The organism is Qipengyuania intermedia, assembly GCF_019711615.1.
In the GTDB taxonomy this organism is placed as follows: domain Bacteria; phylum Pseudomonadota; class Alphaproteobacteria; order Sphingomonadales; family Sphingomonadaceae; genus Qipengyuania; species Qipengyuania intermedia.
Window position 1 is genome coordinate 240426 of sequence record NZ_JAIGNS010000001.1, and the last position, 24630, is coordinate 265055.

The window sequence follows — 24630 nt, forward strand, 5'->3', positions numbered from 1 at the left end:
GGCAAATTTCGAGCCATGACTTGCGTGCAGTGCCCCGGGACCACATCTCCAATGCGATGCCAGATGCCCCACAACCTGCCGCCTACCGTCCCGACACGCCGATCCTGGGCCTGAGTGATTGGCTTGGCGATCCAGTCGAAGCGGCCGATTTTCCCGAAACGAAATTGCGGTTTCGCAACGATCGCTGGGCGGCAGCGGTTGGCCTAGCGGACATGGACGACGAGGAGTGGGCACGTCATTTCGGCCGCTTCGCCCCCTTGCCGGACAACCTGCCCCAGCCGCTGGCCCTGCGCTATCACGGACACCAGTTCCGCGTGTACAATCCCGAACTGGGTGACGGGCGCGGCTTCCTGTTCGCCCAACTGCGCGACGGGCAGGACCGGCTGCTCGATCTCGGCACAAAAGGATCGGGTCAGACTCCGTGGAGCCGAGCCGGCGACGGCCGCCTGACCTTGAAAGGGGCAGTGCGCGAAATCCTCGCCACCGAAATGCTCGAAGCGCTGGGCGTGAGTACGTCGAAGACTTTCAGCGTCGTCGAGACCGGCGAGCAACTCCAGCGCAATGACGAACCCTCGCCCACCCGCTCGGCGGTCATGACACGGCTGAGCCACGGGCATATCCGTATCGGCACTTTCCAGCGCTTGCTGGCCGTGGAAGAGAAAGAGCACATGGAAGCGCTCGTCGAGTACTGCCTTACGCAGTTTCCCGGCCCTCCCCCGCCAGAAGACGCGCCGGGGCGTGACGAACCTGCCGTGCGCCTGATGCATCAGGTGGTCGAGCGGCTGGCCGATCTCGCCGCCGCCTGGATGGTCGCAGGCTTCGTCCACGGCGTGCTCAACACCGACAACATGAACATCACGGGCGAGAGTTTCGATTACGGTCCCTGGCGCTTCCTGCCACAATGGAAGCCCGGTTTCACCGCGGCCTATTTCGACCACTCGGGCCTCTACGCCTTCGGGCGCCAGCCCGAGGCATTGCACTGGAATTGCGGCCAGTTCGCGATTGCGCTGAGGCTGATCTGCGACGCCCCGCCCCTCATTGCGGCGATGGAGCGCTTCGGTCCGCTCTACATGGATGCGGTCGCGCGGCGCTGGTGCTGGCGTCTTGGCGTCGTGCCCAAGGGCGGTGACGACGACGCGCGGCTGGTCGGCACCTGCGAGGCACTTATGGCGGAAAGCGAGGCACAGCCGGACGCATTCTTCTTCCGGCATCGTGGGGGACGAAATGCGCAAGGCGATCTCGCCACCGCGCTTGCAGGCTACGAGCCCGTCGCGGATACGCATGAATACTGGTCGGGCGAAGCGCCGCAGTCGATGCTGATCGACGAGGTCGAAGCCATCTGGGCCGCGATCGACCGGAGCGACGACTGGTCACCGCTCCATGCGAAGATCGACGCGCTTCGCTGCATGGGCAGTGCCCACGGTCAGGCACCTGTCCTCCCGGATCGACGCTAGACCTCCATACTAGATTTGACGCGCAGGCGCGCCTGTCACATAGGCGGCGCGAGAAGCTCGCTTGAGCGAGAGGAAGGGACGATACGTGTCGCAAGCCGAAATGATTTCTACCGAACCGGCCACCGGCAAATTGCTCTGGAAGGGCGAAGCCGGAAACGTTGAGCAGGCTATCGATGTAGCGCTTAGGGCCAAGACGGATTGGGCCCGCCAGCCGGTCGGCCAGCGTATCGAACTGGTCCGCCGCTTCGCCAACGAAGTGCGCAAACAGGCCGATCCCTTTGCGGAACTCATCGCGCGTGAAACCGGCAAGCCCCTGTGGGAAGCCAAGACCGAGGTCCAGGCCGTCATCGGCAAGGTCGAAATTTCCGTTACTGCCTATGCCGAGCGGACCGGCCAGAAGAAGCTGGACAGCGCGCTCCAGGGCACCGCTGCCCTGCGTCACAAACCGCATGGCGTGATGGCTGTCCTCGGCCCCTATAACTTTCCGGCCCACCTTCCCAACGGCCACATCGTCCCGGCACTGATCGCGGGCAATGTCGTCATCTTCAAGCCGAGCGAGAAGACCCCGGCCGTAGGCGAATTCCTGGTGAAATGCTTCAACGCCTCGGGCATTCCGGAAGGCGTCGTCCAATGCCTCCACGGCGGTGCCGAGGAAGGCAAGGCGCTGGTCGAACACGCCATGGTCGACGGCGTGTTGTTCACCGGATCGGCGCGCGCGGGCATTGCGATTAACCGCAAGCTGGCGAGCAATCCGGCCAAAATCGTCGCGCTGGAAATGGGCGGCAACAACCCCATCGTGATGCTGGATACGCCCAAGATCGACGACGCGGCGGCGACTATCATCCAGTCGGCCTTCACCACTGCAGGCCAGCGTTGCACGGCGGCGCGCCGCCTGATCGTGGTCGACAGCGTCTACGACAAGATCGTGCCCGCTGTGAAGCAGCTGGCGGAAAAGCTGATCGTGGGTGAACCCTTCGCCGACCCGCAGCCCTTCATGGGCAGCGTCATCGACAACCAGACGGCGGATCTCCTGTCCGAAAGCTTCGTCGCGCTGATTAGTCGCGGCGGCAAGCCGGTGATGCATATGAAGCGTCCCGACGAGCAGCTACCTTTCCTGTCGCCCTCGATCATCGATGCGACCGAGATGAGCGACCGGCCCGACATCGAATTGTTCGGCCCGTTGCTGCAGGTGATCCGCGTCAAGGATTTTGACGCGGCAATCGCAGAGGCAAACAACACACGCTACGGCCTCTCCGCCTCGCTGATGGGCGGCAAGCCGGAAGATTTCGAGAAGTTCTGGTTCGAAGCGCGCGCAGGGATTCTCAACTGGAACCGTCCCACGAACGGCGCATCCTCCGCAGCTCCGTTCGGCGGTGTCGGCCTATCGGGTAACCATCGCCCCGCCGCCTTCTACGCCGCGGATTACTGCGCCTATCCGGTCGCAAGCACCGAAATGGACCAGCCGCGCGCCAGCATCGGGATCGGCCTCAAGGAAGGCTGATCCCCTCTGCCCTCAGCGCTTGCTGGTAACGAGGTCGATTTCGGTGACCTTGCCCGGCAGGTCGCGGGCATAGATGACCATCGCACTCTGCCCGTCGATGGCGGACAGCACGTTCTCGCCACCTTTCAGCGCATGTTCGACCGTGTATCCGGCGTCGGCTGCGCGGGTCGCATAAAATGCCAGCACATCGCTCTTCGGCACGCCGGTGCGGAAGGTGACGGCACGGACAGCGCAAGCCCCCTCGTCGCTACCTGCCGCCTCGACCGTATTGCCGCGCGGATAGATAGGAAACTCGGCAGGTAGCTTGGCCGACCACGAGGCCGAGTAGCTGACCTTTTCGAAGCAGTTGGTATTGCCCGGTCCCTGGAGCGCGCGCGCCGCCTGAACCATGGCGGGCGTGTCCGCTGCACCTTCGCCAAGGCGCTTGGCCGTCGGGAGCGCGTCCATATTGGCGCTGCCGCCGACCATCTGGACCGCACGATTGCGCGCATCCTCGATCGCCCGCTCCGAGGTGTCGATCCGGGGAATGTTCTGGTTGCCCGTGCCAGAAAGCGCAGCGCCTTCCTCGCTGCTGTTCGCAAGGTCGGGATCGGTGGCGAGATTTTCGTTGAGCGCGCCCTCGCTGGCGGCGTTCATGTCGTCGCCTTCCTCCGCATCTCCATTACCGCCCGAACAGGCGGCGAGCATCGCGATGGGGGCAGCAAGGGCAATCAGGCGCAGCTTCATTTCTGGCATCTCCGGCACATTTCCAGAGCGATATGCCCTCCCTGTGCCGAATTGGCCATACGCTGCAGGCAGATGGCTCAATGCGGGACAGTGTACCGTCCACGCAAAAAGGGCGCCGCCCGCCCCTCGTATCGAGGGTGCGGACGACGCCCATCACAACCCGAAGGTCGCGCTATCGGCCGCGGGTGGGCACGGCCTCAAGCTCTTGAATGGTTAGCCGCAGCGGGTGCTCGAGCGGTCGATGGACCGTCCCAGAAGCGCACCTGCAGCGCCGCCGATGATTGCGCCCAGAGTGCGATCTCCACCGCGACCGGCGACTTCATGGCCGAGGAGTGCACCAACGCCAGCGCCGATCAGGAGACCGGTCGTGCCGTTCTCGCGCTCGCAATAGTAGCGTCCGTCGCGGCCACGCCAGATGCGGGTATCGCGATAGACAGGCTGCCCGTAGTCGCGGTCGTAGCCCATGTAATAGGGGCGCGCTTCGCGATAGCCGCGATATTCGCGGTGATCGTCGTAATGCCCGCGATGGCCGCGCTTCCAGTTCTTGTGCTTGCGCTTCTTGCCATGCTCGTAGGTCATGTCGCCGGCGATCGATGCCGCGACGCTATGCGCCTGCGGTGCGGCATGGGCCGGTACTGCGGCGGATGCCGGAGCAGCTAGGGTAAGGCCAGTGGCCGCGAGGGCCAGCGAAGCAGTCTTGAGAAACGTTGCCATAGTTCAATTCCTTGGTCGTATTCGACTCGGTGCGCGTCGATGGCGTTCAGGATTACGCATCGCTGCCTGAACAATTTGCAACGCGAGCGTCAGATTTGTTCAGTTTCGACGAGTTGAGGCTTAACAAGCGACGAATTGAAGCTTGCAGCCCGCACAAAGCGCGCCTACGCGGCAGCGGTTCATGGACACGACAGAATCCGACCAGCGCCGTTCGGGCCTGACCTCCGCGCTGGGTGCCTATGTGATATGGGGATTCCTGCCGCTCTACCTGATCCTGGTGAGAGAGGTCCCGGCCTTCGAATTCGTCGGCTGGCGCATTTTGTGGACGCTCCCGCTGTGCCTTGTGATCGTGGCGGTGAGAAAACAGCTGCCACAACTCAGGGCCGCTTTCGCCAATCCGAAAGTCATGCTGCTGTTACTGACCAGTGCAACGCTTATCGCGGTCAACTGGGTCGTCTATGTCTGGGCGATCCAGCAGGGCAATGTCTACGCAGCCAGCCTCGGCTACTATATCAACCCGCTCGTCAATGTGCTGCTCGGCACGCTGCTTTTGGGAGAGCGCCTGAGCCGCGCGCAATGGGCGGCGGTCGCGCTGGCCGGGGTCGGCGTTTCGATGCTGCTCGCAGGCGCGCTGACGACGCTCTGGATCAGTCTGACCCTGGCGCTCAGTTTCGGGACCTACGGCCTCATCCGCAAGCAGGTGGACGTGGGAGCGCTCCCCGGCCTCACCATCGAGTCGCTATTGTTGAGCGTGCCTGCAGCAGGCGTCGCGATTTACTATGCCGGATTGCCGGAAGGGTCCTCCTTCACCCAGTCCTTCGGGCTCGGCGCGGCGATCATGCTGGGCGGCGCGCTGACAGCATTCCCGCTCCTGCTGTTCGCCATCGCTGCGCGAAAACTGCCCTATTCGACGCTGGGCTTCATCCAGTTCCTCGCGCCCAGCATCGTTTTCGTGCTCGGGCTGACGGTGTTCGGGGAACAGTTGAAGTGGGCGCAGGCTCTGTGTTTCGCCTGCATCTGGATGGCAGCGGCGATCTTCGTCTGGGATCTGTGGAGCCGCTCTAGGACGCCAGCCGCCAGCTAAGCGTTTCTCCGGCGTGGAAAGGCACGATGCGCGCCTCCCCGCCATCGACTTCGTTCGGGACCTCGACAGCAACCTTTTCCAGCGTGACGGTCTCTTCATTGATGGGCAGGCGATAGAAAGCCGGGCCATTCAGGCTGGCGAACGCCTCGAACCGGTCGAGCGCTCCCTCCTCGTCGAATACGGTCACATAACTTTCCAGCGCAAAGGGCGCGTTGAAAATGCCGGCACAGCCGCAATCAGATTCCTTGGCATGGCGATGGTGCGGCGCGCTGTCGGTGCCGAGGAAATATTTCGCCGACCCGCCGGTCGCCGCCTTGCGAAGTGCCAGACGGTGCTCTTCCCTTTTGGCCACCGGCAGGCAGAACATATGCGGCCTGATCCCGCCTACCAGAATGGCGTTGCGGTTGATGTGGAGGTGCTGCGGCGTAATCGTCGCGGCGATGTTCGGACCCGAAGCGTCCACGAATTCGACTGCCTGCCGCGTGGTGATGTGTTCGAAGATGACCTTCAGTTCCGGAAGACGCTGCACCAGCGGAGCCAATACGCGGTCGATAAACACGGCTTCGCGGTCGAAAATGTCGATATCGGCATGGGTGACTTCGCCGTGGACGCACAGCGGCATCCCGATTTCGGCCATCTTTTCGAGGACGTGCTCGATATTGGCCACGTCGGTCACGCCGTGGGCGGAATTGGTCGTGGCACCTGCCGGGTAGAGCTTGGCAGCGGTCAGCACACCTTCGACGTAACCGGTGGCGAGATCCGCCGGGTTGGTTTCGTCCGTAAGATAGGCGGTCATCAGCGGCGTGAAGTCGAAACCTGCGGGCACGGCCGCATCGATCCGCTCGCGATATTCCCTCGCCAGCGCGCTGGTGGTTACCGGCGGCGAGAGATTAGGCATGACGATCGCGCGCGCGAACTGGCGGGCGGTGTGCGGGACGACCGCTTCCATCGTCGCTCCGTCGCGGAAATGAAGATGCCAGTCGTCGGGGCGGCGGATGGTGAGTGTCTGCGTCATGATTGCGCTTCCCTTAGCCCTGCTCGCCCCGATCCGCCAGCCATGCGCGCGCATCCGCTTCGCCCTGCTTCCAGGTTCGCCTTACCTTCGAAGCATTGGCGAAATCGATCTTGTCGGCCGCGACTTCGCTACTCGGCTGAATGTAGACTTTGCGCGGGTCGTCGGGGAATTTGCCATAGCGGCTCGAAAGCAGTGTCAGCGTGCGGCCCTCGTCCGGCCGGGGCGGCGGCGCCTTGTCCAGCATCCCCCCGTCGAGCACGCGGTCCCCTTCCCACTGCGGAACATCGAACACCGGGGGAATGGTCGCCGCCGCGCAGATGAGATCGACAAGCCTGCCGTCACGCGCCGCCTGCCGCGCATCGACGCACAGGGTCGTCAGTCCGGCGCGGCGCGGCCAAAGCAGGTGAGGCGTCGAGCGCACCGCCTGATCGAGCTTGTAAAGGATGCCGTAAAACACCGCGGCTGCCATGGGAGGCAGTCCGCGAGGGGGGCATGAAAGGTAGACCTGGAATTGGGGCCCTGCGGCTATGCGCTCGATAGCTTCGGCATCCAGCGTAGTTTCCACGACTGCGCGATAGATTTCCTGATGGGGTGTATAATTCGACCGGTTCCGGGCATAATTGGCTTCATTGATTTCGAAGGCTTCGGTCATGAGGATCAGGAGATCCCGCTCGCGGCCGCCGATCCAGGTTGCCGCGCTGAGGGCGCCGCCCGAGACCCCGCTGACCCTTGCCGGATCGAGTGCCAGCGCCTCGCCCGCTTCGGCCAGGAAGCCGCCATGCCAGAAGCAGCGAATGCCGCCGCCTGAAAAGACCAGTTGTTCGAAATCGGAGTCCACGACATTGCCTATGGCCAGCATCGGCCTATCTGTCACCCATGACTGCAAACCGCCTGTTCGACCGCGCCGTAATCCGCCTGACCCCGACCGACGGGGAAGAGGATGTCGCCGCCTTCCTGCAGGGATTGCTTACCAACGACGTTTCGGGGGCATTGCCGGTGTACGCTGCGCTCCTGACGCCGCAGGGCAAGATGCTGTTCGACATGTTTGTCTGGCCGGCCGCGGATGGCCAGATCCTGCTCGATTGCGAGAAGGAGCAGGCAGAAAGCCTCGCCAAGCGTCTTTCGCTCTATCGCCTGCGCCGCAAGATCGGCATCGGTGTCGACGAGAGCCTCGGCGTATACTGGCAAAAGGAACCGGGCGATGGGGGCGCGGCCGACCCGCGCCTGGCATCACTTGGGCAGCGGTGGCTGGCACCGGTTTCCGCTGGGGACGAACCGGCTGACGAGGCTTATCGTGCGCACCGGCTGGGTCTCGGGGTGCCGGAAGGTTACGCGGAGATGGGCGACATCCTGTGGCTGGAAACAAATGCCGTCGAACTTCACGGCGTGGCGTTCGACAAGGGGTGCTATATCGGCCAGGAAAACACCGCCCGGATGAATTGGCGCAGCAAGGTCAACCGCCGGCTCATGGTGGTCCCAATCGAGACCTCCGACGAAAAGCGACGGAAGGTAGACTATGCCGAGCTAGGCCTCGCAGTGGACCATTTGCGCGTTGCCGATGTCGATCCCGCAACGGCCCCGGTCTGGCTTCGGCATGCCCTCGTCGAAGAGTGATGGTTACAAGTGTAGTCGTAGGCTAGTTCCCCGCCGGTCGGAAGTTGAAAAGACCGGGAGAATTCGATGATCAAACGCCTGATATGCATGGCTGCGATGACGCTGGCGCCTTCCCTTGCGATTGCACAGGACACTGCCGATAAGCGCATCGACGCTGCCGTGCGCGAAGAAGTGGTGCGTGCCTTAGGGGAAGCATTGGCCACCAATTACGTCTTCCCCGAAAAAGCGAGGGAGACCGGCGACGCTCTGCAATCGCTCCAGAAGAGCGGGAAATACGATCGCTTCGAAACAGCCACTGCCTTTGCCGAAGCACTGCGCAGCGACCTGCGCGAGGCTGGCGACGACCGCCACCTGCAACTGCGCTATGACCCGGACTTCGAACCGCGCGACGAAGCGCGCGCAGGTCCGCCGAGTGCCGAAGAGGTTGCCGACACGCGCCGCCAAGTGGCTCTGCACGGTTTCGGTATCGCCAGGACCGCCATGCTGCCAGGCAATATCGGTTATATCGACCTGCGTTTTTTCGGGCCGCCCGAAGCCGTTGCCGGAGCTTTTGAAGCGGCCATCCAGCTTGTATCCGGGAGCCAGGCGCTGATCATCGACCTGCGCTCCAATGGCGGCGGGGATCCGGCAGCCGTGGCGCAATTCGCCAGCCATCTTTTTGCGAAAGGTGATGTCCGGCACCTCAACAGCATTTACGACCGGACCGAGGACCGGACCCGCGAATTCTGGACCGACCAGAGCGTGGAGACGCGTTATACGGGGCCGGTCTACGTCCTGACCTCGAGCCGCACGTTTTCGGGCGGTGAAGAACTGGCCTATGATATCCAGACGCAGAAGCGCGGGACGTTAGTCGGCGAAACCACTGGCGGCGGCGCCAACCCTGGCGGACCGGTGCCACTCGCACACGGGTTCACTGCATTCATTCCCACCGGGCGTGCGATCAATCCGGTGACGGGTACGAATTGGGAGCACGTCGGTGTGAAGCCGGAGATTGCAGTACCTGCCGAGGAGGCATTGACCACTGCATTCAAGGCTGCCGTAAACGCGATGCGCGCCGAAGCCGAGGGAGAGCGGGCCCGATTGCTCGACCGGCTGGTGGAGCAATCCGGTAACGGGGAACTGGTCCTCCCGGATTGGAAGGATCCGCGAAAGCGCGACTAGCCGGGGTTGTTCGCGGTTTCCAGGCTGCGGACCAGCATCCGCTCGGCACGATCCCGCGCAGCCGTGGATGGCAGGCCAAGTGATCGCGAGAGGGCAGTTCCGATAAGGGCATCGCCCATCGCCATCAGCACGAGCGCCAATGTCTCTTCGTGGACGTGCGTCGCATCGCCATGATCGGCCTCGTACGGGGCAATCTCGTCCACCAGATTGTGAATCGTCTCGACAATCGGGGTCAGCGCGTCCTCGTTGCCGGTCAGGATCATCCAGCTGGCGAGCGCGCCTGCACCCTCCTTGTCGAAGGCATCGAAAGCGAGGTCCACGACCTCGCGCGGGCTGCCAAGGCCAGCCCGGCTGGCACGCACGGCATCGGCGATGGTCGAACACACGGTCTTGGCCAGATGGGCAGCAAGCGCCTTCTGCAGACCGGCTGCAGAGCCGAAATGGTGCAGCAGGTTGGCATGCGTGCGCCCGATCCGCGCGGAAACGGCCTTGAGCGTCACAGATTGCGGGCCGGTCTCGATCAGGAGGGCGCGCGCCGCCTCCAAGGCAGCGAGGCGCGATTCTTCGGGCGAAAGTCGTTTGCGGGTTGCCATTGGATTAAACCGGTAAACCATTGCGCCAGACAGGGGAAGCGGCGGAAGGTGCTTATTGACACTTATGTCAGTAGCCACTACTTACACAGATGTAAGTTAACCACGGAGCAGGACATGAACGCCCCCCTCCCCATCGATACCGCGACTGCCAGGACCGCGCCGACTCCGGCCGACCTGACCATCACCGTGCGCGACGAGCGCTTCAACCGCGGAACCAACCCGCGTCGCTGGTGGGCCGGAGAACCCTTCGGCACGGCATGGCACAACGCGCTGTCCGCCACTTTCCCGCGCGGAGAGGCCTTTTTCATCGAGGCGGTCAAGGCGCACCGCGAGGGTGCAGGCCCCAAGCTCGAGGCCGAAATTCGCGCGTTCGTGAAGCAGGAAATCAATCATACGCGCGAACACATCGCGTTCAACAAGCTGGCCGAAAACGCCGGCTACGATATCAAGGCGATCGACCAGCGCGTTGCCGAACTGCTTGCGCTGACCAAGGACCGTCCGGCCATCGCCAACCTCGCCGTGACCATGGCGCTGGAGCATTACACGGCGATGATGGCGGCCGAATTCCTCGCCAATCCGCAGCATTTCAAGGACGCCGATCCGGAAGTGCGCGACATGTGGCGCTGGCACGCGGCCGAGGAGATCGAGCACAAGGGCGTCGCCTACGACACCTGGAACCATGCGACCAAGGACTGGACGCCGTTCCGCCGCTGGAAGGTGCGAAGCCTCGTCATGCTGACCGTCACTGCCCGCTTCTTCAAGAACCGCTGGGTCGATTCGCTCAACCTACTGGAGCAGGACGGAATCACCGGCTGGAAAGCGAAATGGGGCCTGTTCAAGTACCTCACCGTCTCGCCCGGCGTCGTGCGGCGCATCTTTCCGGCGTGGCTGAGCTACTTCAGGCCCGGCTTCCACCCGTGGGACCACGACGATCGCGAGTTGATCGGATTGTACGAGGGCGAATTCGAAGATGCCCTTCTCCCGGCCGAATAAGCCGTACACCGGATAACAAAGAAGGCCCCGCGAGCGATCGCGGGGCCTTTTTCGTGTCATGCAGCTTGGAGCGTGCTTCCTTCGTTAGCTGCGAGTTCGAGCCGGTACATCACGCAATCGACCTCTTCGCCCCTGCCGCAGCTATGGCGCGGAGCGGTCTGGCCGGTGGGCCGGAAGCCGAGCTTCCTCAGAACCTTTCCGGATGCGGGGTTGTCGACGAAGTGGCCTGCTTCGACCCTCTCGTGCCCCAGCAGCTTGGCTACTTCCAGGGCACCGCGGGCAGCTTCGGTTGCATAGCCCTGCCCCCAGAAAGGACGAGCGATCCAGTAGCCGAGCTCGACATGGTCGCCGCTCGCATCGAGACCGATGCAACCGATCAAATCGGAGCCATTGTTTCCGGGCCTCGTGATCAGGAAAACGGGATAATGCGGGTCCTGCTTTCGCATGACGAATTCGCGGGCATGTTGGGGGAGATACGGCCACGGCGCGCGGGCTAGATTGCGGACGACACCCTGGTCGGCGATCCCGCCAAACAGCGCCTCGGCATCTTCGGGCCATGCAGGCCGCAACAGCAGCCTCTCGGTGATATGGAACATGCGTTTACTCCCCGTCAGGTCCACGCTCCGGGCTCCTAGGCCGGACGCGTGACAATTGCGTGATGGCGAAAGGCAATTTTCGCCCATGCGGTTTTGAAGAGGGAGAAACGACAAGAGGGAGACGGGTCGGCCCCATCTCCCTCTTCGTCTGCCGGATCGTTAGCCCGGCTGGGACCGTCCCGTGTGGACGATCCCGTTATCGGATTGTCCGGTTATTCTGCGGCTTCCGCCATTTGGTCGACCGATACGTACTTGCGGCCGAGCTTGCCCGAGTGGAATCGGACGACGCCGTCGGTAAGCGCGAACAGCGTGTGGTCCTTGCCCATGCCGACGTTGACGGCCGGGTAGAACTTCGTGCCGCGCTGACGCACGATAATGTTGCCGGCGACGACGTTTTCGCTGCCGAACTTCTTCACACCAAGACGACGACCGGCCGAATCACGACCGTTACGCGATGAACCGCCTGCTTTTTTATGTGCCATGGTCCGGGTTCCTTACTTCTTGGATTCGGTCTTCTTGGCTGCTGCCTTCTTGGCAGGAGCCTTCTTGGCGGGGGCCGCCTTCGTAGCAGCAGCCTTCTTCGGCGCTGCCTTCTTGGCCTTGGGCGCAGCCTTCTCTTCGGAAGAGTCCTTCTTCGGAGCAGCCTTCTTCTCTTCGGCCTTGGGCGCAGCTTCCTTCTTGGGAGCAGCCTTCTTCTCGGCCTTCGAGTCGCCGACAGCCGTGATGCGCAGCAGGGTCATCTGCTGGCGGTGGCCGTTCTTGCGGCGATAATTGTGACGGCGGCGCTTCTTGAAGACCGTGACCTTCTCGCTCTTGGCCTGGGCGATGATTTCCGCCGAGACGGTGGTTTTGGCAGCATCGGCGATCTTGTCGCCTTCGCCTGCAAGCAGGACGTCACCCAGCGTGATGGTATCACCGGCTTCGCCAGCCAGCTTCTCAACCGCGATCTTGTCTCCGGCGGCAACCCGGTATTGCTTGCCGCCCGTGCGCACTACTGCGAACATGGTCGTTATCTCTCGTTCAAATTGCTGTGCCGCATCCTTGCGAATCTACGGCGCACCCGTCGACCCACCTAGGGCGGGCCCGGAAAGAAGCGTGCCGTTAGGCGAATCCCGCCATCAAGTCAACGCTGGCAGCTGGCATTTTTTGCCTTTCACGCTGGCGCGCTTCCTGCCGCATGCTATGTGAGCGCGATGCTGCGAATTGCAAGTTTAACTACCGGTCTTGTCCTCACCCTCGGCGGGTGTGCCGCTTCGAGCGGGGATTATCCCTCGCTGGCCATCAGGGATGTGGAGCGAGTGGAGGGCAGTTTTGCCTCTCCCGAGCGGAAATCGATCGATGTCCCCGAAGTGGAGACCGATCTGACCGGCGAGCTGGACCAAGTTCTGCCGGCCCTCGTCTCCAGCGCAGAAGACGCCCATGCGCAATTCTTGCGGCTGGCACCCAGGGCCCAGCGCCTGGTCGCAGCTGCGGCAGGCACCGCGGACGGCTCCCCCGCTTGGGCGAGCGCTCAAGTCGCACTGGCCGAACTGGAATCGGCCCGCAGCATCGCGGCAGTGCCTTTGGGTGATATCGATACGCTCTACACCGCGCGGCGGGTTGCTGCCGAAGATGTGACCGCGATCGAGCGGGCACGCCAGCGTATCCTCGAGCTGGTCGGCGAAGAAGACCGCACGCTCGCGCAGCTACGCGAACGTGCGGACTAGAACGACAGGTTGAAAACGCGGGAGGCCAACTAGGCCAGCGCCTCCCGCGCTCCCCTCTCCTATCGCACGATCGATGCGATGGTGACTGCGACAATGCCCCAGCTGAAGACGATTGCCGGCAGGATCAGGACCTGGACTGCCGCATCGCGCATCGGGAGGCGTCCGGTGTGCGTGGCGATGCCCTGCGAACGAAACCGGCTCCAGTTCATCTGCTTCGACTTTGTCTCGGGTGCGAGGCGCGTCCAGATCATCGGGACACCGAATCCGGCTACGATGAAGAAGGCGAATATGGCCATGGGGATAGCGAGCCCAGCGGTCGGAAGCCCGGTAGCCATGACGGCAAGGAAACCGAGATAGAGACCGACCGTCGCGACATAGAGGCCCTTCGGCAGTTCGAAGGTCCGGTCGACCTCGTGATGCTTGACCGGGGCTTCGACGATGCGGGCCTGTTCGGCGACCAGTTCGCGGCTGAAGTGCTTAACCATTGTGCGTCTCCTGTGTTGGAGACTTGATGGCGCTCACGGCCCACCGATTCCTTGATCGAGATCAAATCGGCGAGATTATTTCCAGCGCGCAAGGTCGCGCCGGTCTTGGTCGCGTGGTTCGATCCAGTGCCAGCCATCGTCGCGGCGCTCCCGTTTCCAGAACCAGGAGGCGGATTTGAGGTGGTCCATGAGGAAATCCACCGCATCGAAGGCCTCGCGGCGATGGGCGGATGCTGCGGCCACCAGCACGATCGGCTGCCCCGGCGTCATGATGCCCACCCGGTGCCAGACGAGCACTCCGGCAAGCTCGAACCTCTCCAGCGCCGCTTGGGCAAGCTCTTCCATCCCCGGAAGTGTGAGCGGCTCGTAATGAGTGAGCTCCAGCGCCTTTACATCGTCGTCGCTGCGGACCTTGCCAACAAAAGACGCAGTGCCGCCAGCGTCGGGATAGGATGCGTTGAAAGCTGCCAGCGCTTCGCCGATGGACATCCCGCGATCAAGCAGGCGCACGTCACGCGGTGTCGACAGGGAAAGCCTAGCCACCGCTCACCGGGGGGAGGAGTGCTACCTCATCTCCGTCCTCTGCCAGTAGCGCAGTCTTGTCGGCCAGGACGCGGCCATTGCAGGCGATGTTGACGCGTTCTTCGCGAAGTTGTGCGGCGACTTGGGGACTCACGGTCCGAAGCAAGCGATCCCAGTCGAGCGTGCCCTCGACCTGCATGTCATCCTGTCCTGCCAGGTCCCGCAGGGGTCCGAGGAACAGGATCCGAACGCTCACTGCGAAGCCGCGAGATAATGCCCGGTCACGCCCGGTGCTTTGCCAAGATAGTCTACGATTCCGTCGAGCGCAGCGCCCTCGCCTGCCGCGACGTTTACGCGGAGCGGCGTATATTTGCGCGCCAGCATCGCTGCGGCGGCGCGGCGCCATTCGGTGTGGGTATGGTCGGCTGACGGCATGGTGACGACAACGTCCTGCCCGCCAGACAGCGCCCGCTCTATCGGATCGAGCCAGTTTTGGTGAAACAGCCCCGCAGCGGCAAGCGGTTCTTCCGGCAGGCCCTCGACCCCGATCCGCTTCATCAGCGGCGCTCGCGATGCAACGTGATCCCGATCTGCTCGCCCGCTTCGGCAATCGCCAGCTTGACGATCTTGACCGTCACAGCCTCGACGCGTTTGTCCTGCAGGAACAGAGTTTCGCAAACGTGATCGGCGACCGCCTCGATCAGCTTGAAGTGCACGCCCTCCGGGAGCGCCTCCGAAGCGGCGAACTTGAGATCCATGTAATTCTTGGAATCGTCGAGCGAGGTGTCCGCATCGTAGTGCGGCAGCGGTTTCATCCGGACCTGGATCGTGAAGCGCAAAGGCTGGGGCTTACCAGTCTCTTCGGAGTAGATGCCGGTGAGGACATCATGTTCGAAGTCCGCAACTTCGAGGATCAGCGAATCGTTCATGGGTCCCCCTAACCCGGATTGGACCAGCGTGCGAAAATCGCAGTGGGCAAATGCCGTCCGTTCTCGCCGGTTTCGCGTACCGCAAGGTCGCCATGTTCGATCTTGCCGGGCAGGTCGGCGAACACCTCTTCGAGAAGTCCGCCAAGCGCGAGGCTGCTCATCCTGACAGCATAGACCGTCAGGAACAGGAAGCTGCTGTTTTCGTCCAGCAGCTTGCGGCAGTCGGAAACCAGTTCGGGAAGGCCGTCCTCAAGTCGCCAAGTTTCGTTCTTCGGGCCGCGGCCGAATTTCGGCGGATCGAGGATGATGCCGTCGTAGCGATTTTCCCGGCGAACCTCGCGTGCGGCGAACTTCATCGCATCGTCGACCAGCCAGCGGATCGGGCGATCTTCCATGCCGGAAAGCGCAGCGTTCTCGCGGGCCTGCGCAACCGATTTCTTGCTGGCATCGACATGCGTCACCCGGCCGTGGCGGCTGAGCGCGAGCGAACCGACGCCGGTGTAGCCGAACAGGTTCATGGTCTCCGCATCGGTGCGCCCGTCGAGCTGGCTTCGCATCCAGTCCCAAACCGGCGCCATGTCGGGGAAAAATTGAAGGTGGCGAAAGGGCGTCGGCTGTGCGGTAAAGCGGACCTCGTCGTAACCGAGGGTCCAGCCTGCTTCCGGCAGGCTGCCGTCACGGTGCCAGCGGCCCCCGCCGTCCTCGTCTGCGCCCGGAATGAATTCCCCATCCGCCTGCCAGTCGTCGTTTCGCGGCGACCACATGGCCTGCGGTTCGGGGCGGATGAAACTGTAATCGCCGAAGCTCTCCAGCTTGCGGCCATGCCCGCTATCGAGCAGGCGATAGGCATCCCAGCCCTCCCCGACCATAAGCATGGGATCGCGCACGAGCTCAGCCATCAGGCCGCGTGCTCCAGGATGTGGGCACGCACGGCCTCGTAGGTGCCGGGCAATTCCACATAGCTTTCCTCGCGCGCGAACAGGTCGCCCACGCGCGTCGGCAGGGGCGGACGCAGCCCGGTCGCCCTTTCCACGGCATCGGGGAACTTGGCCGGATGAGCCGTCGCGAGCGTCACGACGGGGACCGTCGGGTCTATTCCCGCCACACGAGCTGCATGGAGGCCGATAGCGGTATGCGGATCGAGCATTTCGTCGCACTGCTCGAAAGCCCAACGCATCGCTTGCGCCATGTCGTCCGCATCGGCGCGAGCGCTCGCGAACAGGGAAGCTGCGCCTTCGCGCTGCGCATTGGTAAGCCGCATGGCTTTTTGCGCATCGAAGGCCGCCATCTGGTCGGCCATCGCAAGGCCATCGCGCCCGCCGACGTCGAACAGGAGACGTTCGAAATTGGAGCTGACCTGGATGTCCATGCTGGGCGCAGCGGTGGCGGTCACGGTGCCAGTCGAGTAGTCGCCGTCCGCCAGCGCGCGATGCAGGATGTCGTTCACATTAGTGGCGACCAGAAGCTTTTCGATCGGCAGGCCCATCTGCGCCGCTACGTGGCCTGCAAAGACGTCGCCGAAATTCCCGGTCGGTACGCTGAAGGCGACCTTGCGCTCCGGCCCACCCAATTGGAGCGCGGAGGTGAAATAGTAGACCACCTGCGCCATCAGCCTGGCCCAGTTAATGGAATTGACCGCGCCGATCCGGTGCTTTGCCGTGACGTCGGCATCGGCAAAGATGCGCTTCACCATCGCCTGAGCATCGTCGAAACTGCCATCGATGGCGATGTTGTGGACATTGGGCGCGCGCACCGTGGTCATCTGGCGGCGCTGGACGTCGCTGACCCTGCCCTTGGGGTGCAGCATGAAGATTTCGACGTTGTCGAGACCCGCGACGGCATCGATCGCCGCACTGCCGGTATCGCCGCTGGTCGCCCCGACGATCGTCAGGCTGCCCTCTTCGCGGGCGAGAAATTCCTCGAACAGGAGGCCGAGCATTTGCAGCGCCACGTCCTTGAATGCGAGCGTGGGACCATGGAAAAGCTCGAGCACCCAATGCTGCTCGTCCAGCTGCACCAGCGGGGTCACGGCCTTGTGAGCGAAGCGACCATAGGCCTTGGCCGTTAGCTCGCGCAGACGCTCGGGCGTCAGGCAGTCGCCGACGAAGGGCTTCATCACACGGGCGGCGACTTCGGCGTAAGGCAGACCGCGCATGTCCGCGATCTGGTCCTTGGTGAACTGCGGCCATTCTTCAGGCACGTAAAGGCCGCCGTCGCTGGCGAGGCCGGCCAGTGTGACGCCTGAAAAATCGAGCGTCGGAGCGCTGCCGCGGGTGGAGACGTATTTCATCGTAAGAAGGCGGTTAGCGAGGTGCCGCGCACCGGGCAAGCAAGCGGCTCTTTAATCGTCTTTAGCGCGCGTGCCACGCCGACGCAGGGCAAGGAGGTATATGACGAGCGCTGTCAGTGCGAAGAAGAACCACTGGCCCGCGTAGGCGAGATGATTGTTCGGGAGGTTGCGCGGATCGGGACTGGCGAGAGGTTCGAGACCTGCCAGGCCTTCTCCAGACACCACACGTCCGCCGGGCGCGATAGTGCCGCGTACTTCGCCGCCGTCCCATTCGACCGGTTGCGGACTCCGCGAAAAACCGAGATCGACAATAATGGTCCGGCCATCTGCCAGGACGCAGCTCGCCCTGTGCGCCATGCCTTTTGCACCGCGGCTATTGGTGCCAGCGACCGTCGTGGTGTTCGTTACATCCTCGCAGGCAACGGTGGTCCTGCGGTAAAGCACATCCTCGATGCCTGCCGCATCGTCCGGGTAGCCGACTTCAGACGACATGCGCAGCGATTGCTCGGCTTGCGCAATGAGCGCCTCCTTCTCGTCCATCCTGCCCAACTGCCAGAAGCCGAGCGCGATCATCACGGCGATGGCAGCGGCCACGATGATCGTGGGGATGACGGGAATGCGGGTGATCATGGTGTCACTGTCTCATTCGAAAGCGAAAGGGGCAGCCGCGGCAATGCCGGGCTGCCCCTTTCAATATCCGGCAAGCCGGAAGGCATTAGTGGAATTCGGCTCCCCAGCCGCCCCAGACGTAGACGACGGCAAAGAGGAACAGCCACACGACGTCGACGAAGTGCCAGTACCACGCAGCCGCTTCGAAACCGAAGTGCTGGCGGGGCGTGAAGTGGCCCTTGTAGGTACGCACGAGGCAGACGATTAGGAAGATCGTGCCAACAAGCACGTGGAAGCCGTGGAAGCCGGTCGCCATGTAGAAGGCCGAGCTGTAGGTGTTGCCGCCGAACGCGAACGGAGCGACGCCGTACTCGTAAGCCTGAATCAGGGTGAAGACGGCACCGAGGATGACAGTGAGCCAAAGGCCTTTCTTCAGACCTTCGCGGTCGCCGTGGATCAGCGAGTGGTGCGCCCAGGTAACCGTAGTGCCCGAGCAGAGCAGAATCATCGTGTTCAGCAGAGGGAGGCTGAAGGGATTGATCACTTCTTCGATCGCCGCGGGGGGCCAGACGCCGCCCACCACTTCGGAGATTTCCGAGGGGAACAGGGCGAAATCGAACCAGCTCCAGAACCAGCCGACGAAGAACATCACTTCGGAAGCGATGAACAGGATCATGCCGTAACGCATGTGCAGCTGGACGACCGGCGTGTGATCGCCGCGCTCTGCTTCCTTCACGATATTGCCGAACCACGCGAAGAACGTGGCGATCAGGCCGGCGATGCCGAGACCGAGCACGAGGTGCGCGCTGGCCATTTCGTGCATGTAGAGCACCATGCCGCTGGTGAAGGTAAGCGCCGACAGCGAGCCGATCAGCGGCCAGATATCGGGTTCGAGGATATGATATTCGTGATTGACGTTGCCAGCCATTATACTCGCGTCCTGTATTCGCGTTATAGCGCTGCCCTTAAAGCGCCATGGCGCGCGGGTCTAGGGTCTACTCTGCAGAATCTAGCGCGCGGTGGAAAGTATAGGAAAGCGTGATCTGCTCGACACCTTCCATGTTGGGATCGTCCAGCGCCTTGGGATCGACGAAATACAGCACCGGCATGCGGACTTCCTCACCGGGCTGGAGCGTCTGCTCGGTAAAGCAGAAGCACTGGATCTTGTTGAAATATGCGCCCGCCTGGACCGGCATGACGTTGAACGTCGCCGTACCGGTGATCGGCTGGTCGGAATTGTTCTTCGCGACGTAGATAGCCATGTCGCGCTGGCCGATGGTCACGGTGTCGGTCGGCTGCTCCGGCCTGAAGCTCCATCCGAGACCGGGCGCGACCGAACCATCGAACCGGATCGAAATCTGCTTCCCGCCGGCGGCCTGGCCCATGCGCTCTGCAAGGCTGGCTTCGCTTTCGGTGGCGCGCTGTGTCGTACCGCCGAAGCCAGTGACCTGGCAGAACAGTTCGTAAAGCGGCACCGCTGCATAACCGAGGCCAAGCATGGCGGCAGCGCCGAGCAGAGCCAGCATCGCGGTACGGGTCTTGCGTGTCTCCAGCGTAGCGGCAGTCACTGTATCCTCACATCCTCACGATCGTGATCATGTAGAAAAGCACGGCAAGAAACAGAAGGATTCCGCCAAGGACGAGATTGCGGCTCTTCTGGCGGCGCTTGAATTCGGCTTCTTCTTCGGGGGTCATAGGGCGGCTCCGTATTGGGCGGCGATGCGATCCACGACCAGCACCGCGAAAAGGGCGAAGAGGTACAGCACGCTATAGCCGAAAAGGCGCTTTTCCGGGAGCATCTTGTCGCCTTCTACCGGCTCGCGAAAGGCGACCGGAACCGACAGCGCAAGGAAAACGAGCGAGAGCACAGAGGCCGAAATCCCGTAGATCGCTCCGGTTCCGCCGATCAACCATGGCGCAATGGCAATGGGAAGCAGGATGACGGAATAAGCCAGGATCTGGCGACGCGTCGATTTGGCGCCCTTCACCACCGGCATCATCGGAATGCCGACCTTCGCGTAATCGCTTTGCACGAACAGCGCGAGCGCCCAGAAATGCGGCGGCGTCCAGGTGAAGATAATCGCGAACAGCAGCACCGGCATCAGGGTGATGTCTCCGGTGACGGCTACCCATCCGATCAACGGCGGGAAGGCCCCTGCCCCGCCTCCGATGACGATATTCTGCGGCGTGCGCGGCTTCAGCCAGATCGTGTAGATCACCGCATAATAGACGATGGACAGCGCCAGTATCGCCGCCGACAGCCAGTTCACCGCCAGGCCCATGATCACCACGGAGGCGGCGGATATCAGGATGCCGAAGTCGCGGGCGTCGGTGCGCTGCATCTTCCCGGTCGGCAGGGGACGCTGCGAGGTGCGCTTCATTTCCGCGTCGATGTCCGCTTCCCACCACTGGTTGAGAGCGGCCGCCCCGCCCGCGCCGAGCGCGATGCAAAGGATGGCGGTGAAACCGATCACCGGATTGATGCTGCCAGGCGCGGCGAGCAGGCCGCACAGGCCCGTGAAAATCACGAGGCTCATCACGCGCGGCTTGGTCAGCGCGTAAAAGTCGCGCCAGTCCGCCGGGAGCTGGGTTGTGGGGGCTGCTTGGGTCATGGGATTCGCTGGGGAGCCCTATACCTTGTTCCAAGGTCCTGTCCAAGCCGTCTCCGAAAGGCAGGTTGACCCACGAGTGTTTAGAGTTTGCCGAGCCATTCGAGCAGCAGCTCGTTGACTTCCTCCGGCCGTTCCTGCTGCGTCCAGTGGCCGACATTGTCGAGGATGTGGCCTTCGATCTTAGGTGCGAAAAACTTCATCATGCCGACGGGATCGGTCACCGCCCCGAAGAGGAAGGTCGCCGGATCACGCGTACCGCCGATGAAAAGCGCCGGCTGTTCGATGCGTTTGCCCTTCCAGCCCTGCAGCCATTCGTAATCGGCCACGTGATTGCGATACCGGTTAAGCGGACCGCGAAAGCCTGACGCCTTGAACTCCGCCTCGTAGAAATCGAGGTCCTCGTTGGTGAGCCACGGCACTGGCACCGGATCAGGCAGTCCTTCGAGGAAGGTGGCGCCATAGGGCTTGTCCCAATAGCTGCCCGGGGGAACGTCGCCGCTGATCGAGTACATCATCCGGTGCACCCAGTCGCGCGGGTCCTTCTCGGCCTCTGCTTCGGCCACGCCCTCGGCCTGGAAATACTCCTGGTAGAAGTACTTTCCCTGCGATGTGAAGTGTTCGTGGAATACCTCGGTGAACGGACGCTGCGGCACGCCGGCGAAAGGTACGGATAGTCCCGCCACCGCGCGGAAGTGTTCGGGATGGGTCAGCGCAGTGTTCCATACGATGGGCGCGCCCCAATCGTGCCCGATGAGGATCGCCGGCTGGTCCGGCTGCAATGCCATCTTCAGGCCGACAAGATCGCCGACGATTTTCTCGAGCGCGTAGGCTTCGACCGGGTGCGGCTTGTCCGAACCGCCATAGCCGCGCACATCGATCGCACAGGCGGTAAAGCCTGCCTCGGCAATCGGCCCGATCTGGTGCCGCCAGCTATACCAGCTTTCCGGAAACCCGTGGACCATGATGACCAGCGGGCCCTCGCCGTCGACGGCACAGCGCAGGCTCAGCTCTCCGACATCGATCATCTGCATTTCAGGCATCCGGGCATTTCCTTAGCGCAAAACAAAACGGCCGATCCCTCATGGGACCGGCCGCTTTGTCATGTCCAGCTATAGCTACGCTCAGGCCGTTGCAGGCTTCGCATCGCCAATGTGGTCGTGGTGGTCGTGATGCTCTTCGATCACCGGAAGTTCGCTGAACTGGTGGAACGGCGGCGGGCTCGACAGGCTCCACTCGAGCGTGGTCGCGCCTTCGCCCCAGTAGTTCGCTTCGGCCTTCTTTCCGGCCACGAAGGCATAGATGATGTTCGCGAAGAACAGGAGCATCGATGCTGCCATGATCATGTAGCCGAAGGTGCTGATCTCGTTCCAGTAGGTGTAGGCATCCGCATAGTCCGGATAACGGCGCGGCATGCCCTGCCAGCCCAGGAAGTGCTGCGGGAAGAAGATCACGTTCACGCCGATGAAGAAGCCCCAGAAGTGGAGGTGCGACAGAAGCTCGGAGTGCATCCGGCCGCTCATCTTCGGGAACCAGTAATAGAAACCGGCGAACATCGAGAACACTGCGCCCATCGACAGGACGTAGTGGAAGTGGGCAACCACGAAGTAGGTGTCGTGTACCACGTCGTCCACGCCGCCGTTGGCGAGATAGACGCCGGTCACGCCGCCCACGGTGAAGAGGAAGATGAAGCCCAGCGCCCAGACCATCGGCGACTTGAACTCGATCGAACCGCCCCACATCGTGGCGATCCAGCTGAAGATCTTCACGCCGGTCGGGACCGCGATGACCATGGTCGCTGCGGTGAAGTACATCTTCGTGTTCACGTCGAGGCCGACGGTGTACATGTGGTGTGCCCACACGACGAAGCCGACGACGCCGATCGCGACCATGGCGTAGGCCATGCCGAGGTAGCCGAAGACCGGCTTGCGGCTGAAGGTCGCCACGATCTGCGAGATCATGCCGAAGCCCGGCAGGATCATGATGTAGACTTCAGGGTGACCGAAGAACCAGAACAGATGCTGGTACAGGATCGGGTCGCCGCCGCCTGCGGGATCGAAGAAGGTCGTGCCGAAGTTACGGTCGGTAATCAGCATGGTGATTGCTGCTGCGAGAACCGGCAGGGCCAGCAGCAGCAGGAATGCGGTGACCAGCACCGACCATACGAACAGCGGCATCTTGTGCAGGGTCATGCCCGGCGCGCGCATGTTGAAGATGGTGGTGATGAAGTTCGTGGCACCCAGGATCGAGCCAGCGCCCGCAAGGTGCAGCGAGAAGATCGCAAAGTCGACTGCCGGACCGGTGGAGCCCGAAGTCGAAAGCGGTGCGTAAACAGTCCAGCCCACGCCTGCACCCGGCCCGATACCGCCGGGAACGAAGAGTGAGAACATCAGCGACAGGAAGCCCGCCACCGTCAGCCAGAACGAGATGTTGTTCATGCGCGGGAAGGCCATGTCGGGGGCGCCGATCATGAGCGGCACGAACCAGTTACCGAAGCCACCGATCATGGCGGGCATGACCATGAAGAAGACCATGATCAGGCCGTGCGCCGTGATAAACACGTTCCACATGTGCAGCGCGCTGTCGATATCGGCTGCGCCGCCCATCAGCTGCGCCCAGTACTGGAGGTACTGGATGCCCGGTTCGGCCAGCTCGGCACGCATGATGCCCGAAATCGCGCCACCAATGATACCCGCGAAGATCGCGAAGATCAGGTAGAGCGTACCGATGTCCTTGTGGTTCGTGGACATGAACCAGCGCGCGAAGAAGCCGGGCTTGTGGTCGGCATCATGCGCGTGGTGGTCGTCGTGGGCCTGGAAGCTGTCGGCGGTAGTGGCCATCTTGCTATACTCTCGAATGCGTTTTCGTCAGCGGACTGGAATCTAAAGCGTAATCAGGTGGTCGGGTTTTCGACCGGGAATGCACCGGCACCGGCAGCACCTTCGACGGTGCTTTCCGGTTCCTGCAGCGGGGCGAGATCGGCGTTCAGATCGCCGGTTTCTTCTGCGCCGGCGATCGTACCGCCCTGCGCAAGGACCCACTGGTTGTACTGTTCCAGCGGAAGCGCCTCAACCGTGATAGGCATGTAAGCGTGACGGGCGCCGCACAGTTCGGAGCACTGTCCGTAATAAACGCCCGGCTTTTCGACCATCAGGATCTTCTCGTTGAGACGACCCGGCACGGCGTCGAGCTTGAACCACAGGCTCGGCACGGCGAACGAGTGGATCACGTCGGCAGCGGTAATCTGCATACGGATCGGAACGCCGACCGGCACAACCATGCGGTTGTCGACGGCGAGCTGCGTAGGTTCGCCGCGAGCTTCGGCCTCGGCATCGTCGAGCATGTTCGAAATGATCTCGAACTCGCCATTGTCGGGATAGGTGTAGCCCCAATACCACTGGTAGCCAGTCGCCTTGATGGTGATGGCATCCTTGGGGATCGGCTCGTACTGCTTGGCGATCAGCGTGATCGAGGGGATCGCGATGGCAAGCAGGATGAGGGCCGGAACAACCGTCCAGATGACTTCGATCAGCGTATTGTGGCTGGTCTTCGAAGGCGTCGGATTGGCCGAGCGGCGGAAACGGAACATGGTGTAGAGCATCAGCACGAGAACGAAGAGGCTGATCGCGACCATCACCCAGATGAGACCGGTGTGGAGGCCATACGCGAATTCGCCGGTTTCCGAGAACTGCTGCTGGATATCAATGCCTGCATCGACCGGCATGCCGATACCTTCGGTCGGCTTCATCGGCGTGTAGGCGCCGCTACCTTCCGTAACGGCACCCGGATCGGCAACGTCTGCCGCGTCTGCCGGATCGACAGATTCGAGCTGTTCGGTGGCGTTGGCTTCTGCTGCATCCTGCGCGATCGCGGCCTGCGATCCCAAGAGTAGGGCGAAGGCCATTGCCAGGCTGGCGACAATCCGGTGGAAACCGAGGAATTTCATCGTCTTGGCACTCTTTCGTGTCATGTCATCGTCCGGGACTGAACCTCGCTGAGTAGGCCGAAAGAGTACCTTCGGCGCACGGG

General features: G+C 62.6%; 29 protein-coding genes. 7 read left to right on the forward strand and 22 right to left on the reverse strand.

Annotated features, from left to right (window positions below):
* Nucleotides 1-56 precede the first annotated feature (56 nt).
* Both K3179_RS01125 and astD read left to right on the forward strand, forming a co-directional pair.
* On the forward strand, nt 57-1454 hold the full coding sequence (locus tag K3179_RS01125) for a protein adenylyltransferase SelO family protein (RefSeq protein ID WP_221562100.1): 1398 nt from the start codon (nt 57-59) through the stop codon (nt 1452-1454).
* A gap of 100 nt (nt 1455-1554) precedes the next feature.
* On the forward strand, nt 1555-2955 hold the full coding sequence (gene astD, locus K3179_RS01130) for a succinylglutamate-semialdehyde dehydrogenase (RefSeq protein ID WP_221562101.1): 1401 nt from the start codon (nt 1555-1557) through the stop codon (nt 2953-2955).
* 12 nt (nt 2956-2967) lie between these two features.
* Here astD and K3179_RS01135 read toward each other — a convergent pair whose 3' ends face one another.
* Together K3179_RS01135 and K3179_RS01140 are read right to left on the reverse strand one after the other, a co-directional pair.
* Nucleotides 2968-3681: a hypothetical protein gene (locus tag K3179_RS01135; protein WP_221562102.1), complete on the reverse strand. Its 714-nt coding sequence runs from the start codon at nt 3679-3681 to the stop codon at nt 2968-2970.
* 213 nt (nt 3682-3894) lie between these two features.
* On the reverse strand, nt 3895-4395 hold the full coding sequence (locus tag K3179_RS01140; RefSeq protein WP_221562103.1) for a glycine zipper 2TM domain-containing protein: 501 nt from the start codon (nt 4393-4395) through the stop codon (nt 3895-3897).
* 181 nt (nt 4396-4576) lie between these two features.
* Between K3179_RS01140 and rarD the strand changes: the two genes are divergently transcribed.
* Entirely contained in the window at nt 4577-5479 is a 903-nt protein-coding gene (gene rarD / locus K3179_RS01145) for an EamA family transporter RarD (protein ID WP_221562104.1), read from the forward strand.
* Here rarD and pyrC read toward each other — a convergent pair.
* Both pyrC and K3179_RS01155 read right to left on the reverse strand, forming a co-directional pair.
* Nucleotides 5457-6494 (reverse strand): dihydroorotase, encoded by a 1038-nt coding sequence (gene pyrC / locus K3179_RS01150; RefSeq protein ID WP_221562105.1) that lies wholly within the window; start codon nt 6492-6494, stop codon nt 5457-5459. The genes rarD and pyrC overlap by 23 nt on opposite strands.
* A gap of 13 nt (nt 6495-6507) precedes the next feature.
* Nucleotides 6508-7368, reverse strand: a complete 861-nt coding sequence (locus tag K3179_RS01155; RefSeq protein ID WP_345721724.1) for a patatin-like phospholipase family protein — start codon at nt 7366-7368, stop codon at nt 6508-6510.
* 2 nt (nt 7369-7370) lie between these two features.
* Here K3179_RS01155 and ygfZ point away from each other — a divergent pair, with 2 nt between their 5' ends.
* Nucleotides 7371-8108, forward strand: coding sequence for a CAF17-like 4Fe-4S cluster assembly/insertion protein YgfZ (gene ygfZ, locus K3179_RS01160; RefSeq protein WP_221562106.1), 738 nt, complete (start codon nt 7371-7373; stop codon nt 8106-8108).
* 66 nt (nt 8109-8174) lie between these two features.
* Nucleotides 8175-9269, forward strand: a complete 1095-nt coding sequence (locus K3179_RS01165; RefSeq protein ID WP_221562107.1) for a S41 family peptidase — start codon at nt 8175-8177, stop codon at nt 9267-9269.
* Here K3179_RS01165 and K3179_RS01170 read toward each other — a convergent pair.
* Nucleotides 9266-9862 (reverse strand): TetR/AcrR family transcriptional regulator, encoded by a 597-nt coding sequence (locus K3179_RS01170; RefSeq protein ID WP_221562108.1) that lies wholly within the window; start codon nt 9860-9862, stop codon nt 9266-9268. The genes K3179_RS01165 and K3179_RS01170 overlap by 4 nt on opposite strands.
* A gap of 114 nt (nt 9863-9976) precedes the next feature.
* Between K3179_RS01170 and K3179_RS01175 the strand changes: the two genes are divergently transcribed.
* A complete protein-coding gene (locus tag K3179_RS01175) occupies nt 9977-10855 on the forward strand; it encodes a metal-dependent hydrolase (RefSeq protein ID WP_221562109.1) in 879 nt (292 codons plus the stop codon).
* A 56-nt stretch (nt 10856-10911) separates the two neighbouring features.
* Here K3179_RS01175 and K3179_RS01180 read toward each other — a convergent pair whose 3' ends face one another.
* The 3 genes from K3179_RS01180 to rplU all read right to left on the reverse strand — a co-directional run bounded on the left by K3179_RS01180 (nt 10912) and on the right by rplU (nt 12455).
* Nucleotides 10912-11451 carry a GNAT family N-acetyltransferase gene (locus K3179_RS01180; RefSeq protein ID WP_221562110.1) on the reverse strand — a complete coding sequence of 180 codons (540 nt, stop codon included), beginning with the start codon at nt 11449-11451 and terminating at the stop codon, nt 10912-10914.
* A 212-nt stretch (nt 11452-11663) separates the two neighbouring features.
* Nucleotides 11664-11933, reverse strand: a complete 270-nt coding sequence (gene rpmA / locus K3179_RS01185; RefSeq protein WP_006833595.1) for a 50S ribosomal protein L27 — start codon at nt 11931-11933, stop codon at nt 11664-11666.
* 12 nt (nt 11934-11945) lie between these two features.
* Nucleotides 11946-12455 (reverse strand): 50S ribosomal protein L21, encoded by a 510-nt coding sequence (gene rplU / locus K3179_RS01190; RefSeq protein WP_221562111.1) that lies wholly within the window; start codon nt 12453-12455, stop codon nt 11946-11948.
* A gap of 189 nt (nt 12456-12644) precedes the next feature.
* Here rplU and K3179_RS01195 point away from each other — a divergent pair, with 189 nt between their 5' ends.
* A complete protein-coding gene (locus K3179_RS01195; RefSeq protein ID WP_221562112.1) occupies nt 12645-13157 on the forward strand; it encodes a hypothetical protein in 513 nt (170 codons plus the stop codon).
* A gap of 59 nt (nt 13158-13216) precedes the next feature.
* Here the strand turns inward: K3179_RS01195 and K3179_RS01200 are convergent, their stop codons facing one another.
* From K3179_RS01200 to coxB, 14 genes are all read right to left on the reverse strand, one after another.
* Nucleotides 13217-13642 carry a hypothetical protein gene (locus tag K3179_RS01200; RefSeq protein WP_221562113.1) on the reverse strand — a complete coding sequence of 142 codons (426 nt, stop codon included), beginning with the start codon at nt 13640-13642 and terminating at the stop codon, nt 13217-13219.
* Between the two features lie 75 nt (nt 13643-13717).
* A complete protein-coding gene (locus tag K3179_RS01205) occupies nt 13718-14185 on the reverse strand; it encodes a molybdenum cofactor biosynthesis protein MoaE (RefSeq protein WP_345721731.1) in 468 nt (155 codons plus the stop codon).
* On the reverse strand, nt 14178-14420 hold the full coding sequence (locus tag K3179_RS01210) for a MoaD/ThiS family protein (RefSeq protein ID WP_221562114.1): 243 nt from the start codon (nt 14418-14420) through the stop codon (nt 14178-14180). Before K3179_RS01210 ends, K3179_RS01205 begins: the two co-directional genes overlap by 8 nt.
* Nucleotides 14417-14722, reverse strand: a complete 306-nt coding sequence (locus K3179_RS01215) for a Rossmann fold domain-containing protein (RefSeq protein ID WP_221562115.1) — start codon at nt 14720-14722, stop codon at nt 14417-14419. Before K3179_RS01215 ends, K3179_RS01210 begins: the two co-directional genes overlap by 4 nt.
* The gene (locus K3179_RS01220; protein ID WP_221562116.1) at nt 14722-15093 is read right to left on the reverse strand and encodes a dihydroneopterin aldolase; all 372 of its coding nucleotides are present in this window, start codon (nt 15091-15093) and stop codon (nt 14722-14724) included. Before K3179_RS01220 ends, K3179_RS01215 begins: the two co-directional genes overlap by 1 nt.
* Before the next feature lie 8 nt (nt 15094-15101).
* Nucleotides 15102-15992, reverse strand: a complete 891-nt coding sequence (locus K3179_RS01225) for an RsmD family RNA methyltransferase (RefSeq protein WP_221562117.1) — start codon at nt 15990-15992, stop codon at nt 15102-15104.
* On the reverse strand, nt 15992-17383 hold the full coding sequence (thrC, locus tag K3179_RS01230; protein ID WP_221562118.1) for a threonine synthase: 1392 nt from the start codon (nt 17381-17383) through the stop codon (nt 15992-15994). The genes K3179_RS01225 and thrC overlap by 1 nt, the downstream gene beginning before the upstream one ends.
* 51 nt (nt 17384-17434) lie before the next feature.
* Complete coding sequence (locus tag K3179_RS01235) at nt 17435-18013, reverse strand: SURF1 family protein (RefSeq protein ID WP_221562119.1); 579 nt, start codon at nt 18011-18013, stop codon at nt 17435-17437.
* An 85-nt stretch (nt 18014-18098) separates the two neighbouring features.
* Nucleotides 18099-18920, reverse strand: coding sequence for a cytochrome c oxidase subunit 3 (locus K3179_RS01240; protein ID WP_221562120.1), 822 nt, complete (start codon nt 18918-18920; stop codon nt 18099-18101).
* Between the two features lie 67 nt (nt 18921-18987).
* A complete protein-coding gene (locus K3179_RS01245) occupies nt 18988-19560 on the reverse strand; it encodes a cytochrome c oxidase assembly protein (RefSeq protein WP_221562121.1) in 573 nt (190 codons plus the stop codon).
* A gap of 123 nt (nt 19561-19683) precedes the next feature.
* Nucleotides 19684-20604, reverse strand: coding sequence for a heme o synthase (locus K3179_RS01250; RefSeq protein WP_221562122.1), 921 nt, complete (start codon nt 20602-20604; stop codon nt 19684-19686).
* Between the two features lie 80 nt (nt 20605-20684).
* Nucleotides 20685-21644: an alpha/beta fold hydrolase gene (locus K3179_RS01255; protein WP_247712758.1), complete on the reverse strand. Its 960-nt coding sequence runs from the start codon at nt 21642-21644 to the stop codon at nt 20685-20687.
* 81 nt (nt 21645-21725) lie between these two features.
* Nucleotides 21726-23441 carry a cytochrome c oxidase subunit I gene (gene ctaD, locus K3179_RS01260; RefSeq protein WP_221562123.1) on the reverse strand — a complete coding sequence of 572 codons (1716 nt, stop codon included), beginning with the start codon at nt 23439-23441 and terminating at the stop codon, nt 21726-21728.
* Nucleotides 23442-23494: 53 nt separating this feature from the next.
* Entirely contained in the window at nt 23495-24571 is a 1077-nt protein-coding gene (coxB, locus tag K3179_RS01265) for a cytochrome c oxidase subunit II (protein WP_425594727.1), read from the reverse strand.
* Nucleotides 24572-24630: the final 59 nt, after the last annotated feature.

Bases quoted from the DNA above. Each gene is read 5' to 3' on its own strand.
- K3179_RS01125 (WP_221562100.1), top strand. From the start codon at position 57: ATGCCAGATGCCCCACAACCTGCCGCCTACCGTCCCGACACGCCGATC.
- astD (WP_221562101.1), top strand. From the start codon at position 1,555: ATGATTTCTACCGAACCGGCCACCGGCAAATTGCTCTGGAAGGGCGAA.
- K3179_RS01135 (WP_221562102.1), bottom strand. From the start codon at position 3,681: ATGAAGCTGCGCCTGATTGCCCTTGCTGCCCCCATCGCGATGCTCGCC.
- K3179_RS01140 (WP_221562103.1), bottom strand. From the start codon at position 4,395: ATGGCAACGTTTCTCAAGACTGCTTCGCTGGCCCTCGCGGCCACTGGC.
- rarD (WP_221562104.1), top strand. From the start codon at position 4,577: ATGGACACGACAGAATCCGACCAGCGCCGTTCGGGCCTGACCTCCGCG.
- pyrC (WP_221562105.1), bottom strand. From the start codon at position 6,494: ATGACGCAGACACTCACCATCCGCCGCCCCGACGACTGGCATCTTCAT.
- ygfZ (WP_221562106.1), top strand. From the start codon at position 7,371: ATGACTGCAAACCGCCTGTTCGACCGCGCCGTAATCCGCCTGACCCCG.
- K3179_RS01165 (WP_221562107.1), top strand. From the start codon at position 8,175: ATGATCAAACGCCTGATATGCATGGCTGCGATGACGCTGGCGCCTTCC.
- K3179_RS01170 (WP_221562108.1), bottom strand. From the start codon at position 9,862: ATGGCAACCCGCAAACGACTTTCGCCCGAAGAATCGCGCCTCGCTGCC.
- K3179_RS01175 (WP_221562109.1), top strand. From the start codon at position 9,977: ATGAACGCCCCCCTCCCCATCGATACCGCGACTGCCAGGACCGCGCCG.
- K3179_RS01180 (WP_221562110.1), bottom strand. From the start codon at position 11,451: ATGTTCCATATCACCGAGAGGCTGCTGTTGCGGCCTGCATGGCCCGAA.
- rpmA (WP_006833595.1), bottom strand. From the start codon at position 11,933: ATGGCACATAAAAAAGCAGGCGGTTCATCGCGTAACGGTCGTGATTCG.
- rplU (WP_221562111.1), bottom strand. From the start codon at position 12,455: ATGTTCGCAGTAGTGCGCACGGGCGGCAAGCAATACCGGGTTGCCGCC.
- K3179_RS01195 (WP_221562112.1), top strand. From the start codon at position 12,645: ATGCTGCGAATTGCAAGTTTAACTACCGGTCTTGTCCTCACCCTCGGC.
- K3179_RS01200 (WP_221562113.1), bottom strand. From the start codon at position 13,642: ATGGTTAAGCACTTCAGCCGCGAACTGGTCGCCGAACAGGCCCGCATC.
- K3179_RS01215 (WP_221562115.1), bottom strand. From the start codon at position 14,722: ATGAAGCGGATCGGGGTCGAGGGCCTGCCGGAAGAACCGCTTGCCGCT.
- K3179_RS01220 (WP_221562116.1), bottom strand. From the start codon at position 15,093: ATGAACGATTCGCTGATCCTCGAAGTTGCGGACTTCGAACATGATGTC.
- K3179_RS01225 (WP_221562117.1), bottom strand. From the start codon at position 15,992: ATGGCTGAGCTCGTGCGCGATCCCATGCTTATGGTCGGGGAGGGCTGG.
- thrC (WP_221562118.1), bottom strand. From the start codon at position 17,383: ATGAAATACGTCTCCACCCGCGGCAGCGCTCCGACGCTCGATTTTTCA.
- K3179_RS01235 (WP_221562119.1), bottom strand. From the start codon at position 18,013: ATGATCACCCGCATTCCCGTCATCCCCACGATCATCGTGGCCGCTGCC.
- K3179_RS01240 (WP_221562120.1), bottom strand. From the start codon at position 18,920: ATGGCTGGCAACGTCAATCACGAATATCATATCCTCGAACCCGATATC.
- K3179_RS01250 (WP_221562122.1), bottom strand. From the start codon at position 20,604: ATGACCCAAGCAGCCCCCACAACCCAGCTCCCGGCGGACTGGCGCGAC.
- K3179_RS01255 (WP_247712758.1), bottom strand. From the start codon at position 21,644: ATGCCTGAAATGCAGATGATCGATGTCGGAGAGCTGAGCCTGCGCTGT.
- ctaD (WP_221562123.1), bottom strand. From the start codon at position 23,441: ATGGCCACTACCGCCGACAGCTTCCAGGCCCACGACGACCACCACGCG.
- coxB (WP_425594727.1), bottom strand. From the start codon at position 24,571: ATGACACGAAAGAGTGCCAAGACGATGAAATTCCTCGGTTTCCACCGG.